The sequence below is a fragment of the Nocardioides pacificus genome (assembly GCF_054775955.1).
This window is the reverse complement of record NZ_BAAHCI010000014.1, coordinates 329,114-347,902: the sequence shown is the minus strand read 5'-3', so window position 1 is coordinate 347,902 and position 18,789 is coordinate 329,114. Positions and strand designations below refer to the sequence as shown.

General features: G+C 70.4%; 16 protein-coding genes, 1 tRNA gene and 1 rRNA gene. 9 read left to right on the top strand and 9 right to left on the bottom strand.

The features are described 5' to 3' along the window. Positions 1-145 precede the first annotated feature (145 nt). The 4 genes from rrf (at position 146) to ACYU7L_RS18065 (ending at position 2,899) form a co-directional block, all read left to right on the top strand. Positions 146-262 (top strand): 5S ribosomal RNA (gene rrf, locus ACYU7L_RS18080). 468 nt (positions 263-730) lie between these two features. Next, complete coding sequence (locus tag ACYU7L_RS18075) at positions 731-1,309, top strand: hypothetical protein (RefSeq protein ID WP_460799581.1); 579 nt, start codon at positions 731-733, stop codon at positions 1,307-1,309. Between the two features lie 18 nt (positions 1,310-1,327). Next, entirely contained in the window at positions 1,328-2,239 is a 912-nt protein-coding gene (locus tag ACYU7L_RS18070; RefSeq protein ID WP_460799578.1) for an alpha/beta fold hydrolase, read from the top strand. Positions 2,240-2,356: 117 nt separating this feature from the next. Further along, positions 2,357-2,899 carry a DUF3145 domain-containing protein gene (locus tag ACYU7L_RS18065; protein ID WP_460799574.1) on the top strand — a complete coding sequence of 181 codons (543 nt, stop codon included), beginning with the start codon at positions 2,357-2,359 and terminating at the stop codon, positions 2,897-2,899. A 15-nt stretch (positions 2,900-2,914) separates the two neighbouring features. Here ACYU7L_RS18065 and ACYU7L_RS18060 read toward each other — a convergent pair whose 3' ends face one another. The 7 genes from ACYU7L_RS18060 to ACYU7L_RS18030 form a co-directional block, all read right to left on the bottom strand. Further along, on the bottom strand, positions 2,915-4,777 hold the full coding sequence (locus ACYU7L_RS18060; protein WP_460799572.1) for a CASTOR/POLLUX-related putative ion channel: 1,863 nt from the start codon (positions 4,775-4,777) through the stop codon (positions 2,915-2,917). A 99-nt stretch (positions 4,778-4,876) separates the two neighbouring features. Beyond that, a complete protein-coding gene (locus ACYU7L_RS18055) occupies positions 4,877-6,313 on the bottom strand; it encodes an acyl-CoA carboxylase subunit beta (protein WP_460799570.1) in 1,437 nt (478 codons plus the stop codon). Further along, a complete protein-coding gene (locus ACYU7L_RS18050) occupies positions 6,313-7,563 on the bottom strand; it encodes a beta-ketoacyl-[acyl-carrier-protein] synthase family protein (RefSeq protein WP_460799567.1) in 1,251 nt (416 codons plus the stop codon). Before ACYU7L_RS18050 ends, ACYU7L_RS18055 begins: the two co-directional genes overlap by 1 nt. 115 nt (positions 7,564-7,678) lie before the next feature. Further along, positions 7,679-7,924, bottom strand: coding sequence for an acyl carrier protein (locus ACYU7L_RS18045; protein ID WP_460799565.1), 246 nt, complete (start codon positions 7,922-7,924; stop codon positions 7,679-7,681). Between the two features lie 68 nt (positions 7,925-7,992). Continuing rightward, on the bottom strand, positions 7,993-9,003 hold the full coding sequence (locus ACYU7L_RS18040) for a beta-ketoacyl-ACP synthase III (RefSeq protein ID WP_460799562.1): 1,011 nt from the start codon (positions 9,001-9,003) through the stop codon (positions 7,993-7,995). Further along, positions 9,003-10,184, bottom strand: a complete 1,182-nt coding sequence (locus ACYU7L_RS18035; protein ID WP_460799559.1) for an acyltransferase domain-containing protein — start codon at positions 10,182-10,184, stop codon at positions 9,003-9,005. Before ACYU7L_RS18035 ends, ACYU7L_RS18040 begins: the two co-directional genes overlap by 1 nt. A gap of 79 nt (positions 10,185-10,263) precedes the next feature. Beyond that, complete coding sequence (locus ACYU7L_RS18030) at positions 10,264-11,469, bottom strand: PucR family transcriptional regulator (protein WP_460799557.1); 1,206 nt, start codon at positions 11,467-11,469, stop codon at positions 10,264-10,266. A 105-nt stretch (positions 11,470-11,574) separates the two neighbouring features. Here ACYU7L_RS18030 and ACYU7L_RS18025 point away from each other — a divergent pair, with 105 nt between their 5' ends. Next, positions 11,575-12,588 (top strand): alpha/beta fold hydrolase, encoded by a 1,014-nt coding sequence (locus tag ACYU7L_RS18025; RefSeq protein ID WP_460799554.1) that lies wholly within the window; start codon positions 11,575-11,577, stop codon positions 12,586-12,588. A 27-nt stretch (positions 12,589-12,615) separates the two neighbouring features. Here the strand turns inward: ACYU7L_RS18025 and aceE are convergent, their stop codons facing one another. Then, a complete protein-coding gene (gene aceE / locus ACYU7L_RS18020) occupies positions 12,616-15,384 on the bottom strand; it encodes a pyruvate dehydrogenase (acetyl-transferring), homodimeric type (protein ID WP_460799552.1) in 2,769 nt (922 codons plus the stop codon). 189 nt (positions 15,385-15,573) lie between these two features. Between aceE and ACYU7L_RS18015 the strand changes: the two genes are divergently transcribed. From ACYU7L_RS18015 to ACYU7L_RS18000, 4 genes are all read left to right on the top strand, one after another. Next, the gene (locus ACYU7L_RS18015) at positions 15,574-16,026 is read left to right on the top strand and encodes a DUF3052 domain-containing protein (RefSeq protein ID WP_460799549.1); all 453 of its coding nucleotides are present in this window, start codon (positions 15,574-15,576) and stop codon (positions 16,024-16,026) included. Between the two features lie 58 nt (positions 16,027-16,084). Further along, positions 16,085-17,662, top strand: coding sequence for an AMP-binding protein (locus ACYU7L_RS18010; protein WP_460799547.1), 1,578 nt, complete (start codon positions 16,085-16,087; stop codon positions 17,660-17,662). An 85-nt stretch (positions 17,663-17,747) separates the two neighbouring features. After that, positions 17,748-18,215, top strand: a complete 468-nt coding sequence (locus ACYU7L_RS18005) for a peroxiredoxin (protein WP_460799544.1) — start codon at positions 17,748-17,750, stop codon at positions 18,213-18,215. 196 nt (positions 18,216-18,411) lie between these two features. Next, a tRNA-Val gene (locus ACYU7L_RS18000) sits at positions 18,412-18,486 on the top strand. A gap of 26 nt (positions 18,487-18,512) precedes the next feature. On the opposite strand, the gene ACYU7L_RS17995 is transcribed toward ACYU7L_RS18000, so the two are convergent. Beyond that, positions 18,513-18,704, bottom strand: a complete 192-nt coding sequence (locus tag ACYU7L_RS17995; protein ID WP_460799841.1) for an SDR family oxidoreductase — start codon at positions 18,702-18,704, stop codon at positions 18,513-18,515. Positions 18,705-18,789: the final 85 nt, after the last annotated feature.

The following is an 18,789-nucleotide window of genomic DNA, read 5'->3' as shown; positions in this document are numbered from 1 at the left end:
CCAATGATGTTACGCGTCCACTGTGCGGTTTTGAAACAACAACCACTGTGCATTCACTCGGATATATGTGAATAGTGCCCATAGATTTGAACACGCACCACCACACCCGGTTTGTTTGGGTGTTGGTGGGTGGGTTCGCCAGAGTTACGGCGGCCATAGCGTGGGGGAAACACCCGGTCCCATTCCGAACCCGGAAGTTAAGCCCCACAGCGCCGATGGTACTGCAATCGAGAGGTTGTGGGAGAGTAGGACGCCGCCGGACAACACTTCATCGTAGAGGCCACCCACCGGGTGGCCTCTACGACATTTACAACCGGAGTCGGTGTTTACTGGACTCCTGATCGTTTGCTCCTTGGAAGGACACCCCGTGGCCGAAGACCGCCGCAGCCAGCGCCCCACCTCAGGCGGAGGACGCTCCGATGGCCCGAAGCGAGCCGGCACGGGGGGCAAGCCGGACGGTCGCGGCGCTCCTGCACGGGGTCGCTCGGACTCCCGCGACGGTGATCGACGCGGGCGTGACGACCGCCGGGGCAAGGATGATCGTCGCGGCAGGGACGACCGCCCGGGCCGCAAGAGCGACTGGACGCGCCCTGCAACCGATCAGAAGACGCGGGACGAGGACCAGGCCAAGTACGACGGGCCGCCGCTCCCCGAGGGCATCACCGGGCAAGAGCTCGACCGTTCGATCACCTCCCAGCTGAAGGGCCTTCCGGAGAAGTTGGCTGCGCGCGTGGCTCGCCACCTCGCGGCCGCCGGCACCCTGATCGACGAGGATCCCGAGACCGCCTACCAGCACACGCTCGCGGCTCGGGCGCGCGCCTCGCGCCTCGCGGTCGTTCGCGAGGCGACGGGCGAGGCGGCGTACGCGGCCGGCCACTATGCCGAGGCCCTTGCCGAGCTGCGCGCGGCCAAGCGGATGAACGGTGCCACGGCCTACCTGCCGATCATGGCGGACTGTCACCGCGCCCTGGGGCATCCCGAGCAGGCACTCAAGCTCGCCAAGAGCCCGTCGGTCGTCGGTTTCCCGGCTGAGGCCAAGGCAGAGATGACGCTCGTGGAGTCGGGCGCCCGCCGGGACATGGGCCAGCTCGACGCGGCTCTGCGCACGCTCGAGCTCGCCCCGCTGAACTCGAAGACGCGCGCCACATGGGTCGTTCGGCTGCGCTACGCCTACGCCGACACCCTCGTGGCGGCAGGACGTGAGCGGGACGCCCTGGAGTGGTTCCACCGCACGCACGCCATCGACAGCGACGAAGCCACCGACGCCGCGGAGCGCGCCGAGCAGCTGGAGAAGAAGCTCGACCGTTAGGCGTGCCACACTCAGCAGATGAGTAGCATCGCGCGCCCAGCCCTCGAAGGCACTGTCGCGGTCTGCGGTGGTCGACGGCTCAGCTTCGCTGAGTACGGGTCGACACGCGGTCCCGCCATCGTCTGGATGCACGGGACACCCGGTGCGCGCCGCCAGATCCCGGTCGAGGCGCGTGCCTATGCCGAGCAGCACGGTCTGCGTCTGATCGGGGTCGATCGCCCGGGGATCGGGTCTTCGACTCCGCACCTCTACCCGCGCATCCTCGACTGGACCGCCGACCTCGAGGTACTGCTCGCAACCCTGGGGATCGACACGGTGCGGCTGGTCGGGTTGTCCGGGGGCGGTCCCTATGTTCTCGCCGCCGGTGCTGCGCTGCCGGATCGAGTGCACGGGATCGCCGTCCTGGGAGGTCTGCCGCCCACGCGCGGGCGCGACGCGGCTGCGGGGGGCCCCATCCAGCTAGCGGTGCGCCTGGCACCCGCACTCGGCCTCGTTCGAGTGCCCCTCGGCGTGGCCATCACCCAGGCCATCCGGCTCGTGCGGCCGTTGGCCGGGCCGGCGCTGAACCTCTACGCGGCGGTCCAGCCCGAGGGGGACAGGGCTCTCCTGGCGCGGCCGGAGTTCAAGGCGATGTTCCTCGACGACCTCCTCAACGGGGCGCGCTTCCAGACGTCCGCCCCGCTCAACGACCTGGTGCTGTTCACACGGGACTGGGGGTTCACAGCGGCTGACGTGAGGGTGCCCGTGCGGTGGTGGCACGGGGACAGCGATCACATCGTCCCCTTCGCCCACGGGCAACACATGGTGGACCGGCTGCCCGACGCCACGATGACGCCGATCGACGGGGAGAGTCACCTCGGTGGCCTGGCCATCGCCGAGCAGGTGCTCGGGACACTGATGAGCCTCGGTCCGCGTCGGGCCACCGGCTAGTTCGCTGGCATTCCGGCGCCACATCGGCCACAATGGCTCCACAACTACACACGTGTCACTCGATGCTTCGACATCTTCGAAAGAGACCGCTGGGGAAGGCGTATCTCGACGCCGAGGATGAAGGAGCCCACCGTGACCACACGCACCGTCGCCCGTCCCAACGGTCCTGGGACGCGGGGAATTCTGTTCGTGCACTCTGCGCCGTCGGCGCTGTGCCCACACATCGAGTGGGCAGCCGGCGGTGTCCTTGGAGTGCCCGTGAGCTTGGACTGGACTCCGCAGGCCGCCCAATCGGGCACCTACCGCGCGGAGCTCTCGTGGACCGGTTCTGCGGGCTCGGCAGCAGCCGTCGCCTCCGCTCTGCGGGGCTGGGGCCAGTTGCGCTTCGAGATCACTGAGGAGCCCACTGCCTCGACCGAGGGAGCCCGCTACTCCTACACCCCCGAGCTCGGGGTGTTCCACGCCGTCACCGGTCTGCACGGCGACATTATGATCCCCGAGGACCGCCTCAAGGCGGCGGTGGTCAAGGCAGCCCTCGGAGACACGACGCTGCTGACCGAGATCGACAAGCTCCTGGGCAAGCCCTGGGACGACGAGCTTGAGACCTTCCGTCACGCGGGTGACGGCGCGCCGGTGCGCTGGCTTCACCAGGTCGTTTGAGCCGAGCCGCGTTCCTCAGTCGTCGGCCAGCACGACGACACGGTCCCCGGGCGCCACGGTGAACCGAGCCGACTTGGCCGGGTTCACCTGGACCCCGAAGCCCTGGGCGGCATCGCGCGCCTGAGCGGCGGTCCGGTAGCCGAAGGCGGTCTCCCCGCGCCGGCCTGCGCCCGCGACGATGGTCGCGAAGGTGACTTCCCGGCCGGCCTCGACGTACCACTCCGCAGGTCGCAGGTAGATCTCGGCGCCGTCGGCGTCCAGGAGATCGCGGAAGACCGGCTCGAGACGGGAGTCCTCGGAGAGCTGGGTCACCATCAGGCTGAGGATCTCGTCGCTGACGATCACGTCGTCGACCTGGGCCACCTCTGCCAGGGCACGGTTGCGATCATCGAGCATCTCGCTCACGACCGCGGGGCCTTCGCCCTCGCCCAGGATGTCGCGTAGGTGCAGCAGCGTCACCAGCGTGCGCGCGTCCGCCTGCTGCACGCTCAGCTCCTCGGAGTAGCACAGCACGATGATCTGGTCGAGCCCCTCGTGCAGGTGACCCAGCAGCGTCGCGCGGTCCGTGGTGCGTCCGGTCGCCACCGTGGCAGTGAGGTTCTTCAGCTCCGGCAGCGCAGGCGTGCCGAACTCGGTCAGCACGCAAAGCGAGGAGCCTGGCTCCGCGTAGTGGTCGAGCTCCCGCACGATCAGCGCCGCGCGCTCGTTCCAGCCGATCACCAGGGAGCAGCTCGGCGTCGGGCCGTGCCCGGCCTGCGCGCTGAGGGAGGTGAGATCCGGAGTGACGGTCGTAGCAGCCGGACGCAGCAGCGCGGAGTCGTCCTCCGCGACCACCACGAGCGTGTGCCCGTCGATGACGAGCGAGGCGGGCGGGTTCAGCCGCGCGCCGTCCGCGTCGAGGACTCCGATGACGCACGCCTCCTCGAACGTCTGCTGCAGGTCGGCATAGGTGCGTCCGTCGAGAGCCGGGTCACGGTGGAAGTAGATCTCGTCGCCGTCGAAGTCGAACAGCTCCGTGTAGACGGCCGCGGCCCCGGACTGGCGTGAGGTCTGCACAATCAGCCGGGCGATGGTCTCGCGCTTGTCGACGATGACCGTGCGCCCGCCACCCACGAGACGTGCGGCCTCGAGGTTCTGCGGATCCTGGATCTCCGCGACGATCGGCGCCCCCTCCTGCCCGGAGTGCGTCAGGGCGAGCAGCGCCTTGATGACCTCGCTGTCCGGGTCGTCACCGGGAGGCGCCAGCACGATCACCGAGCGCGCCCGCTCGTGGCTGGTCATCGCGAGGTCCGTCAGGTCGATGGGGGAGCCCGAGCGGCACACCACGCGGGTGCCCCGCAGGTTCGGCACCTTGGCCCGGATGGCGTCCTCCATCTCGACCTTGTCGTGGTCGGCGAGGACGACGACCGCGGGCCGACGACGGCTCTCGTTGGCGATCGAGAGCTCGCTGATGATCGTGAAGACGGCCTCGGACCAGCCGAGGATCACCGTGTGCTCCCGCTCGATCACGACCGACCGACCACGCCGCAGCTCGGCGAGCTTCGCGTCGATCCCGGCGGCGATCACGCCGATCAGGGCGCTCACGATGAAGAGTCCGGCGATCGTGAGCGCCAGCATCGTGAGCACGAAGCGCCAGGGGCCGGTCGCGCCGGCGACCGTCCCCGCGTCCAGCGCGTGCATCAGGCTCGTGAACATCTGCCGGAAGAAGCCCTGCTCGGCGCTCTCCGGGGCCAGCCCCAACCCGTTCACGATCAGGGTGAAGACCACCACGAGCACGAGGGTGGCGATGGCCAGCCAACCGACCAGAGCGGGGGTGCCCCGCGACATGCTGTTGTCGAACCAATACCGCGCGGTGTCCCTGCGCCTGGTGCCAGCCATCTTGTTTTCCCTATCGACCACGCCCGAGAGGCGCACCATGCGCAGGGAGGAACTCTGGCATGTGCGGACGGGGTGGCGCTGGGTTTTCAGCAGGTCGGATCAGAGCGGGATGTTGCCGTGTGCGCCCCGTCGCACGCCCTCCGTCTCGACGGCCTCAGCGAGCGCGCGGGCGAGCGCTGAGCGGGTGACATCCGGCTCCACCACCTCGTCGACCACCCCGATCTCGACGGCCTTCTCGACGCCGCCGGCCAGCCGCTCGTGCTCAGCCGCCAGCTCGGCCTCCACCTGAGGGCGGATCTCCGGCGACACCTCGGCCAGCTTGCGGCGGTGAAGGACCCGGATCGCGGCGACGGCCCCCATCACGGCCACCTCGGCTCCCGGCCAGGCGAACACCCGGGTCGCCCCCAGCGATCGAGCGTTCATCGCGATGTAGGCGCCCCCGTAGGTCTTGCGGGTCACCAGCGTCACCCGAGGGACGACACACTCGCCGAAGGCGTGCAGCAGCTTCGCTCCGCGGCGTACGACGCCGTCCCACTCCTGGCCGACACCGGGGAGGTAGCCCGGCACGTCCACGAGCACGATGAGCGGAACGCCGAAGGCGTCGCACATTCGCACGAACCGGGAGGCCTTCTCCGCCGAGAGCGAGTCCAGGCATCCGCCCAGACGCAGCGGGTTGTTGGCGACCACGCCGACCGTGCGGCCCCCGAAGCGGCCCAGCGCGGTGACGATGTTGGGAGCCCAGCGGGCGTGCAGCTCCTGGGTCGTCCCCTCGTCGAGGACGCCCTCCACGAGGGGGTGGACGTCGTAGGCCCGCTTGCGGGACTCGGGAAGCAGCGCAGCCAGGTCCTGGTCGGTGACGCCCTCGACGTCCAGGCTGCCCTGGGAGCCGAGCAGGGTCGCGACCGTGCGCGCACGGTCGAGCGCCTCCTGCTCGCTCTCGGTCAGGATGTGCACGACACCGGAGCGTCGACCGTGCGGCTCGGGTCCACCGAGGCGGAGCATGTCGACGTCCTCGCCGGTGACGGAACGGACCACCTCGGGGCCGGTGACGAAGATCCGGCCCTCGGGGCCGAGGACGACGACGTCGGTGAGCGCGGGCCCGTAGGCCGCCCCACCGGCCGCGGGGCCCAGCACGACCGAGATCTGGGGGACCTTGCCCGAGGCCTGGGTCATCACGTGGAAGATGCGTCCGACAGCGTGCAGCGACAGGACGCCCTCGGCCAGACGCGCCCCGCCCGAGTGCCAGAGGCCGATGATCGGCACGCGGTCGGTCATCGCCCGGTGGTAGGCCTTGACGACCACCTTGCAGCCGAGATCCCCCATGGCGCCACCCATGACCGTGGCGTCGGAGCAGAAGGCCACCACCGGGCAGCCGTCGACGGTGCCGACTGCGGCGAGCATGCCCGAGTCGTCGTCGGCGGTGATCAGCTCGAGGGACCCGGGGTCCAGCAGCGCGCTGAGTCGCTTGACGGGGTGTCGGGGGTCCTGCTCGCGCGGAAGCCTCTCGCGGCGGGTCGGGGCGGCGGCCTGGGTCATCAGACGCTCCGGAAGGCGAGTGCCACGTTGTGGCCGCCGAACCCGAAGGAGTTGTTCAGGGCCGCGATGTCGCCCTCGGGGAGGTCGCGCACCTTGTCGGCGAGGTCGAGCCCGACATCCTCGGGGTCCTCGAGGTTGATCGTGCCGGGCACCTTGCGATGGTGCAGCGCCAGGATCGTGGCCACCGACTCGAGAGCACCCGCGGCACCGAGCAGGTGCCCGGTCATGGACTTCGTCGACGTGACCACGGCGCCGTCGGCAGCGTCGCCGAGCGCCGTGCGGATCGCCAGCGCCTCGGCGACGTCGCCCTGGGGCGTCGAGGTCGCGTGGGCGTTGATGTGGACGACGTCGGAGGGGCTGAGCTCCGATTGGCGCAGAGCCATCCCCATCGCACGCGTGGCCCCGCGTCCGACCGGGTCGGGCTGGGCGATGTCGTGGGAGTCGGCGGTGATGCCCGCTCCGGAGGCGATTGCATAGACCCGCGCGCCCCGGGCGGCCGCGTGCTCCTCTGACTCCAGCACGATCACGGCGGCGCCCTCACCGAGGACGAAGCCGTCGCGGCCCTTGTCCCAGGGGCGCGAGGCTCGGGTCGGGTCGTCGTTGCGCTTGGAGAGCGCCATCATCTGTCCGAACGCGGCCATCGGCAGCACGTGGACGGCGGCCTCGGTGCCACCGCAGACGACGACGTCGGCCCGGCCGAGCTGGATCTGGTCGATGCCGAGCGCGATCGCCTCGTTGCCCGAGGCGCACGCGGACACGGGGGTGTGCACGCCGGCCTTGGCGCCGATCGCCAGGCCCACCGCGGCCGCGGGGCCGTTGGGCATCAGCATCGGGATGGCCAGGGGGGACACCCGCCTCGGCCCCTTCGCGAGCAGCGCGTCGTAGTTGTTGAGCAGCGTCGTCACGCCGCCGATGCCGGAGGCGATGGCGACGCCGAGCCGCTCGAGGTCCATCCGCGGGTCCTCGCCCTCGCCGGCGCTGAGGCCGGCGTCGCGCCACGCCTCGAGCGCGGCGACCATGGCCAGCTGGCCGGAGCGGTCCATCCGTCGGGCCTTGACACGGTCGAGGACCTCGCCGGGCTCGACAGCGACGCGCGCGGCGATCCGGGCGCCCAGCGGCTGGGCCCAGTCATCGTCCAGGACGCTGACGCCCGACTGGCCCTCCAGAAGGGCGTCCCAGGTGGTCGACACGTCGCCACCGACGGGGGAGGTGGCGCCGAGGCCGGTGACGACGACTCGCTTGAGCGACATGTGTGGGGTCCTTCGGTTGCGGTGGTGTCGAGTTGCAGGGGCTCGAGTTGCGGGGTGGGGCGCTTAGCTGAGCCGGGGCCGGTGGCCCTGCGCGCGGCAGGACCACCGGAGGGGCTCAGCCCTGGGCGCGCTCGATGAAGGCGACGGCGTCTCCGACGGTCTTGAGGTTCTTGACCTCGTCGTCGGGGATGGACACGCCGAACTTCTCCTCGGCGGCCACGACGACCTCGACCATGGACAGCGAGTCGACGTCGAGGTCGTCGACGAAGGACTTGTCCAGCTGGACGTCCTCAGCGGGGATGCCGGCGACCTCGTTGACGATGTCGGCGAGGTCGGTGCGGATCTCTTCGGTGGTGGCCATCTGTGGTTCCTTCTCTGTGGGTGGGGTGCAACTCTGGGGGCTCAGGAGCTGGAGGGCTCGCGAGAGCGTCAGGGGACGACGACGACCTGGGCGGCGTAGGCGAGCCCGGCGCCGAAGGCGATGAGCAGGGCCTTGTCGCCACTGCGGGCCTCGCCCTCCTCGATCATCCGGTCGAGAGCCAGGGGGATCGAGGCGGCCGAGGTGTTGCCCTGGTCGGCGACGTCACGCGCGATCCGGACGTGCGAGGGGAGCTTCATGGCGCGCGCCATGGCGTCGATGATGCGCATGTTGGCCTGATGGGGGACGAAGACGTCGAGCTCGTCGGCACTGATTCCGGCCCGGTCGAGGGTCTGCTGCGCGACCTTGGCCATCGTGAACGAGGCCCACCGGAAGACCGGGTTGCCCTGCATGGTCAGGTGCGGCATCAGCGGGCTGTCGGAGGCGATGACGTCGCGCCAGTCCTCGCGCTGGCGGATCAGGTCGAACTGCTCGCCGTCGGACCCCCACACCACCGGGCTGATGCCGGGTGTCTCGCTGGGACCCACGACTGCCGCTCCGGCACCGTCGGCGAAGATGAACGCCGTACCGCGGTCCGCCGGGTCGGTGATGTCGGAGAGCCGCTCGACGCCGATCACGAGCACGTGCTGGGCGGTCCCGCCGCGCACCATGTCGGACGCGAGCGCCACCCCGTGGCAGAAGCCGGCGCAGGCCGCGGAGATGTCGAAGGCGGCCGCCTGCTCGGTGCCGAGCTCGTGAGCGATGGCCGTGGCGATCGCCGGGGTCTGCAGGAGGTGGCTCACGGTGGCCACGATCACGCAGTCGATCTGCCGGGCGTCGATGCCGGCTCGGTCGAGGGCGCGTCGTGACGCGGCCACCGACATCATCTGGACCGTCTCCTCGGGGGTGGCGAAGCGGCGCTGGCGGATGCCGGAGCGCTGCTGGATCCACTCGTCGGTGGAGTCGATCGCGTCGACGATCTCGGAGTTGGGGACGATGCGGCTGGCGCGGTAGGCGCCCACGCCGAGGATGCCGGCGTGGGCCGAGCCGGCAGCGCCGCTGGACAGCACGGAGGTGCTCATCACGGCTCCTGGGGGTGCAGACGCAGAAGCGGCTGGCCGGGGGAGACCAAGTCGCCGTCCTCGACGAGCCACTCGGTCACGTGGCCGCCGTGTGCGGCCGTGATGGGCGTGCGGTCACGGGAGCTGGCGACATCCCCGATGGTGGCACCAGGCGGCAGGAAGGCCATGTCCGCGACCTGCGCCGAGCGGTGGAAGGTGCCCTTGGAGGGGGAGACGACCATCCGCCACGTGGGGTGGACGTCGAGCCCGTTGGCCTCGCCGTGCTTGTCGCAGAACGCCCGGGCGTCGTCGAGCTGGTCCGGGGTCTTGAGCGCGAAGGTCTCCACGCCCTTGAGGGCACGCTTGGCGATGCCGGTGAGGGTGCCGGCGGGGGGCATCTCGAGGATGCCCGTGACGCCGAGGTCCTGCATCGCCTCCATGCACAGGTCCCAACGGACCGGGCTGGCGATCTGACCGACGATGCGGGCGAGTGCCTCGCGACCGTCGTGGACCACCTGGCCGTCGCGGTTGGAGATCAGCGCGGTGCGGGGGTCGTGGGTCGACACGGAGCGGGCCAGGTTGGCGAGGTGCCCCACGGCCGGCTCCATGTGCGTGGTGTGGAAGGCGCCGGCCACGCTCAGGGGCATCAACCGGGCGCGGGTGGGCGGCTGCTCGGCCAGGGCGGCCAGTTGCTGGGTGGTGCCGGCGGCGACGATCTGGCCAGGGCCGTTGTCGTTGGCCGCGGTGAGCCCATGGCTCGCCAGCGCCGCGAGCACCTCCTCGCGGTCGCCGCCCAGGATCGCGGTCATCCCGGTCTCGGTGACGGCGGCGGCCTCGGCCATGGCGCGACCACGCTCGCGGACCAGGACCATCGCCTGCTCGGCGCTGATGGCCCGCGCGCCGGCGGCCGCGGTGAGCTCGCCGACACTGTGGCCCGCCACGGCGCCGATGCGGGAGAAGGCGTCGGCCGGGTGCGGGAACAGCTCGAGGGCGGCGACGAGCCCGGAGGCGACGAGGAGCGGCTGGGCGATCCGGGTGTCGCGGAGGGTCTCCGCGTCGGCCTCGGTGCCGTAGTGGACGAGGTCGAGGCCGGCCACGGTGGCGAGCCACTCGAAGCGGGAGGCGAAGGCCGGGTCTTCGAGCCAGGGGGTCAGGAAGCCAGGGGTCTGGGCCCCTTGGCCGGGAGCGACGATGACGAGCACCCCTCCACTCTGCCGTTCCGAGGGGGTAGGGATCGCCTCCGGCGCGCACGAAACTCGCGCACCGTTCTTTGTAGGACTCCTACAAAGACGAGGGAGTGCGGCCCGATTGTCGGCCGAGCACCAGCGCGATCCGGAGGGTGAACGCGTCCCGTGACCGCGACGGGGTGAGCCCGGTCAGCTCCGCGACCTGACGCAGCCGGTAGCGCACCGTGTTGGTGTGCACGAACAGGGCCCGGCCGGTGGCCTCCAGTGAGCTTCCGTCGTGGAGGTAGGCCGTCAGGGTCTCCAGGAGGGTGCCACGGGCCTCCATCAGCGGCAGGTAGACCTCTTCGACCAGCTGGCGTCGCGCGTGTCCGTCGCCGGCCAGCGCCCGCTCCGGGAGCAGGTCGCCGCTCCGCACCGGACGCGGCGCCTCCGGCCAGCCCGTGCACGCGCGGTGAGCGGACAGCGCTGCGCGCGCCGAGACATGGGCACCGCTCAGGTCGCCGGTGACCGGCCCCACCACGACGGGTCCGGGGCCGAAGAGATCGGCCAGCGGCGCGACCGAGGCGTCGGCCGGGCGCTCGACGCCGCCGAGGACCACGACCATCCGGTCACCCTGGGTGGCGCACAGCGCATCCATTCCCGCGGCCTGGGCCGTGCGTCGTACGTCCTCGAACAGGTCGGTCTGGGGGCGATCCGCCGAGAGGCCGCCGAGCATCACGGCCACGCCGTCGCGCCCCGCCCAGCCGAGCGCGCTCGCCCGGGAGAGCACCTCCTCGTCGGCGTCGGCCCGCAGGATCGAGTCGACCACGAGGGCCTCGAGGCGGGCGTCCCAGGCGCCGCGCTGCTCGGCAGCCCGGGCATAGACCTCCGCGGTGGCGAAGGCGACTTCGCGACCGTAGAGCAGCACCGCCTCGTGGACGGCGAGCACGTCGTCGGGATGCAGGAAGGAGGCGGCCTGCTCCTCCACGACCTCCAGGGTCAGCCGGACCAGGTCGACGGTCTGGCGCAGGCTGATCACCCGGGTGAGCGCCTGGGGAGCGGCACCGAAGACCTCGGCTGCGATCGCGTGCTCGCCGGTGAGGCGCCGGGCCTCGTGGCGATACCACTCCACGAAGGCGCGGATGCCGGCCTGGATGATGAGGCCCACCCAGGACCGGTCCTCGGCGCTGAGTCCTCGGAACCAGGGCAGCGCCGACTCCATCCGGGTGACCGCCGAGGTGCTCAGCGCCCCCACCGACCGCAGCAGCGTGTCGGCGGCGCGGGCGCGAGCTCGGCGTCCGGCGGACTCGGGGGTGGGCACGTGGCTGAGGCTAGAGGATCTGGATGGACGCGTGAACAGCGGCCGTTTGCGCTCCGTTCAGCCGTTGGTCTGGTTGAATTCTTGGATACCCCCGAGGAGGCTCTGATGCCCGGAACGCCGCACGAGGTCCAGCATCTCGACATCCACGGCCATCGCCGCGCCTTCGTGAAGAAGGGGAGCGGGCCGGCCCTGCTCCTGCTCCACGGTCTGGGGTGCGACCACACCACCTGGGCGCCGGTGATCGACTCCCTGGCCCGGCGCTACACGGTGATCGCGCCCGACCTGTTGGGCCACGGGGTGTCGGCGAAGCCGCGAGCCGACTACTCCCTGGGGGGATACGCCAACGGGATGCGCGACCTGCTCACGCTGCTGGGCATCGACCGCGTCACCGTGGTCGGGCACAGCTTCGGCGGGGGCGTCGCGATGCAGTTCGCGTATCAGTACCCCGAGCGGACCGAGCGGCTCGTGCTCGTCGCGAGCGGCGGTCTGGGCCCCGAGGTGAATCCCGGGATCCGCGCGATCACGACCCCGGGCTTCCACCAGGTGATGGGGCTGCTGACGCTCCCGGGGGTGCGGCACCTGGGCATGGCCGGCATGCGCGCACTCAGTGCGCTGAGCCCCCTCAAGCTCACCCGCGATCTCGGCGAGGTCGCGGACATCTACGACTCCTTCAAGGACCCCGAGGCCCGCGCCGCGATCCGCCACGTGGTGCGCGCCGTCGTGGACTGGAAGGGGCAGATCGTCACGATGGCCGACCGGGCCTACCTCACCGAGGCGATGCCGATGTGCGTCATCTGGGGTCGCGACGACGCCGTGATCCCTGTCCAGCACGCGGCCAATGCCGCGGCCCTGGCGCCGAACGCCCGGGTCGAGGTGATCCGCAACGCGGGGCACTTCCCGCACAAGGACCACCCGCAGCGCTTCGTGAAGATCGTCAACGACTTCGTCCGGGCGACACCGCCGGCCCAGCACAGCCGCGAGGAGTGGCGAGCCCTGCTCGAGCACGGCGCCCGCATCCTTCCGCGCGAGGCGGCGGCCGGGCACTGGCCCGTCTCGCCGGTGGACACCCACCATCGCGCCTCGGGCCGCGGAGCGGCCGGGCAGACAGGCATCGCGTGAGCTGACCTGCCCGCCCGGTCGGCGCCGTCAGGCGTCGCCGCCCTCCTGCTCGACACCCGACACGGCGGTCGGGTCGTCGATGCGGTACTTGTCGAAGGCTTGCTGGACCACCTCGGGCGAGATCTGGGCGTCGTCGGCCAGAGCCTGGAGCGCCTGGACCACCACCGACTGGGCGTCGATGTGGAAGAAGCGCCGGGCGGCGGGACGGGTGTCGGCGAAGCCGAAGCCGTCGGCGCCGAGGACCCGGTAGTCGGCCGGGACCCACCGCGCGATCTGCAGCGGGACCGCCGCCATGAAGTCCGAGACCGCGACGACCGGGCCCTCGGTGGCGGACAGCTTGTCGGTGACGTAGGCGGTGCGGGGCTTCTCGGAGGGGTGCAGGAGGTTCCACTCCTCCGAGGCGATGGCCTCGCGGGAGAGCTCGTTCCACGAGGTGACCGACCAGGTGTCGGCCGCGACCCCCCACTCCTCGGCCAGCATCCGGGCCGCGTCCTGGATCCAGGGGAAGCCGACACCGGAGGCCAGGAGACGGACCCGCGGGCCCTCCGCCTCGGACCTGGACACCTGATGCATCCCCTTGAGGATGCCCTCGACGTCCACGTCCTCAGGCTCGGCCGGCTGGGTGACCGGCTCGTTGTAGACCGTGAGGTAGAAGATGACGTTCTCGGGGTGAGCGCCGTACATCCGCTCCAGCCCGGAGCGCATCACGTGGCTGACCTCGTAGGCGAACGCCGGGTCGTAGTGGACGACAGCCGGGTTGGACGCCGCGAGCAGCGGGGAGTGGCCGTCGGCGTGCTGCAGGCCCTCGCCGGTGAGCGTGGTGCGGCCGGCCGTGGCTCCGATCAGGAAGCCTCGAGCCATCTGGTCGGCCATCGCCCAGATCGAGTCGCCGGTGCGCTGGAACCCGAACATCGAGTAGAAGATGTAGAACGGGATCATGTGCTCGCCGTGCGTCGAGTACGCCGACCCGGCAGCGGTCGCCGACGCCATGGCGCCGGCCTCGGAGATGCCCTCGTGGAGCATCTGGCCCTGCGCCGACTCCTTGTAGGAGAGCAACAACTTGCGGTCGACCGACTGGTACTGCTGCCCGGCCGGGTTGTAGACCTTGGCGGTCGGGAACATCGCGTCCATCCCGAACGTGCGGTACTCGTCCGGCGCGATCGGCACGATGCGCTGGCCGATCTCCGGGTCCTTCATCCAGTCCTTGAGCAGCCGCACGAGCGCCATCGTCGTGGCGATCTTGTTCTTGCCCGAGCCGTGGGTGAGGGCGGAGTAGACCGAGTTGTCCGGCAGCTGCAGGGGCTTGGCCCGGTCGACACGGCGGGGGAGCGAGCCGCCGAGCTGACGTCGGCGCTCGAGCATGTACTCGATCTCGGCGGAGTCCTTGCCGGGGTGGAACAGCGGTGCCGTCCCGTTCTCCTCGTAGGAGCGGTCCAGGTCGCGGTCGCTGATCGGCAGGTAGAGCCGGTCACGGAACTTCTTGACGTCCGCGGGGGTCAGCTTCTTCATCTGGTGGGTGGCGTTCTTGCCCTCGAGCGCGTCGATCGTCCAGCCCTTGATGGTGTGGGCCAGGATCACCGTCGGCTGGCCGACGTGCTTGGTCGCGGCGTCGAACGCGGCGTACACCTTGCGGTAGTCGTGACCGCCGCGCGGCAGCTTGCGGATCTGGTCGTCGCTCATGTGCTCGACCATCTTGCGCAGCCGCGGGTCGCCGCCGAAGAAGTTCTCGCGGACGTAGTCGCCGCTCTCCACCGAGTAGGTCTGGAAGTCGCCGTCGGGGGTCGTGTTCATCTTGTTGACCAACACGCCGTCCATGTCGCGCGCCAGCAGCGCGTCCCACTCGCGGCCCCACACCACCTTGATCACGTTCCAGCCGGCGCCGCGGAAGACCGACTCCAGCTCCTGGACGATCTTGCCGTTGCCGTTCACCGGACCGTCGAGCTGCTGCAGGTTGCAGTTGACGACGAACGTGAGGTTGTCGAGCTCGTTGCGGGCAGCCACGGAGATGGCGCCGAGCGACTCGGGCTCGCCCATCTCGCCGTCGCCGAGGAACGCCCAGACGTGCTGCTGCGAGGTGTCCTTGATGCCGCGGTTGTGCAGGTAGCGGTTGAAGCGCGCCTGATAGATGGCGTTCAGCGCCGTGAGACCCATGGAGACCGTCGGGAACTCCCAGAAGTCCGGCATCAGGCGGGGGTGGGGGTACGACGGCAGGCCCTTGCCCGGCCCGTGCTGGACCTCCTGGCGGAAGCGGAAGAGCTGCTGCTCCTCGAGCCGGCCCTCCAGGTAGGCGCGCGCGTAGATGCCGGGGGAGGCATGACCCTGGATGTAGATCTGGTCGCCGCCGCCGGGGTGGTCCTTGCCGCGGAAGAAGTGGTTGAAGCCGACCTCGTAGAGGCTCGCCGAGGACTGGTACGACGCGATGTGACCGCCGACCTCCAGGCCCTTGCGGTTGGCACTGGAGACCATCACCGCGGCGTTCCACCGGATGAACGCGCGGATCCGGCGCTCGATGTCCTCGTCGCCGGGGAACCACGGCTCGCGCTCGGGCGGGATGGTGTTGATGTAGTCGGTGCTGCGCAGAGCCGGGACGCCGACCTGCTTCTCCCGCGCGCGCTCGAGCAGCCGCAGCATCACGTAGCGGGCACGCTCCCGGCCGCGGTCGTCCACGAGCGCGTCGAAGGAGTCGATCCACTCGTGGGTCTCGTCCGGATCGATGTCGGGCAACTGGGTCGGCAGGCCCTCATGGATCACGGACGGGGTGGAGCTGGGACGGGACTTGGGTGCGTCTTCGGTCACTGAGCCATCGTTGCACGCCGGGTGTTGACAGAAAATCTACCCATGAGTAAGCGCACGCGGAGCCGTCCGAGGGGGGCAAGGGTTGCGCAGGTGGGGGAACTTCGATGGACTACCCCGTGTTTGAGCGGGATGCCAGTGCGGGACACTGTCCCGCATCAGTGTCGATCAGCAGAGCAGATGGAGGCCTCAGTGAGTCCGACCGCGGGTGGCGGGTCCACCCAGACAGATGCAGACAAGTCCACACCCTCGGGTCCGGCCGGCAGGCTGGGCTTCGCGGCAGGCATGGTCATCCAGGAACTCGGCTGGGACAACGACAGCGACGACGAGCTTCGGGTGGCGATCGAGGACTGCATCGACGGCGACATGGTGGACGGTGACTACGGCAACGTGGTCGACGCGGTCCTGCTGTGGTGGCGCAAGGATGACGGCGACCTCGTCGACGCGCTGGTCGACGCTCTCACGGACCTCGTGGGCGGCGGAGCGATCTGGCTGCTGACCCCGAAGGTCGGTCGGCCCAACGCCATCGACGCTGCTGACATCTCCGAAGCGGCTCCCGTCGCCGGTCTCGCACAGACGACGACAGCCTCGGTCAGCAAGGACTGGACCGCCACGCGCCTCATGGCGCCCAAGACCCCCGCCTAGCACCGGGGTCGGAAGCAGGCAGATGCGACGCGTACTGGATCTGGCCGGTTCTGCTGTCATGAGCGCCAAGGTGCTCACCTCGGCCGGCGTCATCCGGCCCTTCCCTCCCCTCGTGCTCGGCCGGTTGGCTCGCACGGTCCTGACCTGGGGCACCGGGCCGGCGGGCGGCTTCAGCACGCTCGCGGCGCGCTACGGCGACAAGGTCGGTCTGGTCGACGAGCTCGGATCGCTCACCTTCCAGGAGATGCATCGCCGCAGCAACGCGCTGGCCCGAGCGCTGCGGGACCGCGGTGTAGGCGAGGGTGACAACGTCGCGCTGATGGCGCGCAACCACCGTGGCTTCCTCGACGCCACCGTGGCGGTGGCCAAGCTCGGCGCCGACCTGCTCTACCTCAACACCGCCTTCGCGGGCCCGCAGCTGGTCGACGTCCTCGCCCGGGAGAAGCCGGTCGCGGTGATCCACGACGAGGAGTTCACCCAGCTCCTGGCGGACGCCGACGCCCACCACCGGATCCTGGCGTGGGTGGACTCCGACGAGACGCCCGAGGACGTGCCGACGCTGGAGTCGCTGATCCGCTCCGGCCGTGAGGACGACCTCGAGCCCCCCGAGCGGCACGCCCGGATCGTGATCCTCACCTCCGGCACCACCGGAACCCCCAAGGGTGCCCCGCGCAACGAGGCGGGCATCGATGCCGCCGTCGCGCTGCTCTCCCGGATGCCGCTGCGCCAGGGTTGGCGCACCCACATCGCCGCTCCGCTCTTCCACACCTGGGGCTTCGCCCACATGGCGCTCTCGATGCTGCTGGGATCGACGCTGGTGCTGCGTCGGCGCTTCGATCCGGAGGCCTGCCTGAAGGTCCTGGAGGACGAGCGCTGCGACTCGTTCGTGGTGATCCCGGTGATGCTGCAGCGCATCCTGCAGCTGCCCGACGAGGTCCTGGACCGCCACGACCTGGGGGCGGTGAAGGTCGTCGCAGCCTCGGGCTCCGCGCTGCCCGGCGACCTGGCGCTCGCCTGGATGGACCGCTTCGGCGACACCCTCTACAACATCTATGGCTCCACCGAGGTGGCCTGGGCCAGCATCGCGACTCCGGAGGACCTGCGCGAGGCGCCGGGCTCGGCGGGGAAGCCGCCGTACGCCACCGTCGTACGCATCCTCGACGAGCAGGGCAAGGAGGTCGAGCAGGGGGCGACCGGACGCATCTTCGTCAGCAACAGCTTCCTGTTCGAGGGCTACACCGGCGGCGGGCACAAGGAGGTCGTCGAGGGCCTGATGTCGACCGGCGACGTCGGGCGCTTCGGCGACGACGGCCGGCTCTACGTCGAGGGTCGCGACGACGAGATGATCGTGTCCGGAGGGGAGAACGTCTTCCCCAAGGAGGTCGAGGACTGCCTGGCCCGCCACGAGCAGGTCGCGGACGTCGCCGCTGTCGGTGTCGACGACCCCGACTTCGGCAAGCGGCTGCGCGCCTTCGTGGTGCTGCGCACCCCGGACGCAGTCGGCGAGGACGAGCTCAAGGGCTGGGTCAAGCAGAATCTCGCTCGCTTCAAGGTGCCGCGCGAGATCGTCTTCCTCGACGAGCTGCCCCGCAACTCGACCGGCAAGGTGCTCAAGCGCGAGCTGCACCAAGCGTGACCCGCGGACCGTCGCCGAGGCTCTCGAGTGCGAGGATGACCCCCATGAGTGCCGACCACCTGTGCCGATCCTGCGGAGACGCTCGATGACGGGCATCGAGCTCGGGGGGCTGGCGCCCGACTTCACGCTGCGCGATCAGTTCGGCCAGGACGTCACCCTGTCCTCCTTCCGGGGGCGCAAGGCGGTGGCCCTGTTCTTCTACCCCTACGCGTTCTCCGGCGTCTGCTCCGGTGAGCTGGCCGGCATCCGCGGACGGCTCGCGCAGTTCCTGACCTTCGACACCGAGGTTCTCGCGATCTCGTGCGACTCGGTCTACTCCCTGCGGGCCTTCGCCGACCAGGACGGGCTCAACTTCCCGCTGCTCTCCGACTTCTGGCCGCACGGCGAGGTCACTCGCGCCTACGACGTCTTCGACGAGGCCAAGGGATGCCCGCGGCGCTCGTCGTACGTCCTGGATCGGGAGGGGCGGGTGCGCTGGTCGGTGCACAACGCGATGCCCGAGGGGCGCGACCTGGACGAGCACCTGACCCAGCTGCACGAGGCGGCGGTCTAGACCGAGGGGTCGTCTTCGGACGCATTCCGACGCGATTCCCAGACGGTGTTGGGGTGCGGCGCTAACGTTGTCCATGTCGCGCCGCTGGTGACCCGAGACGCCAGCGGCGCGACTTCTATTTCCTGGGGCTTCGCCGCCGGAGAGCGGCCGAGTTGCCGTGCTGGTGCCCCCCTCGTCTAGTCTGTGCGGGCTTCACGGGCGTATAGCTCAGCGGTAGAGCTCTGGTTTTACAAACCAGCGGTCGGGGGTTCGATCCCCTCTGCGCCCACCACGATCGACGCACGCGCGCCCGCCGCGTCACACGGTGACGGGTTGGCCTCCGGTGACGGCCAGCACCTCACCGGTCGCATAGCTGGACTCCGCCGAGGCGAGGAAGACGAACACCGTCGCCACCTCGGCGGGGTGCCCGACGCGTCCCAGCGGGTTCTGCTCGCCGAACCCCTCGACCTGGTCCTCGTCCATGGTCGCCGGGATCAGCGGCGTCCAGATCGGGCCGGGGGGCGACGGCGTTCACCCGGATGCCGTCGCCCGCGAGGCTGGCAGCCAGCCCACGGGTGAAGTTCGCGATGCCGGC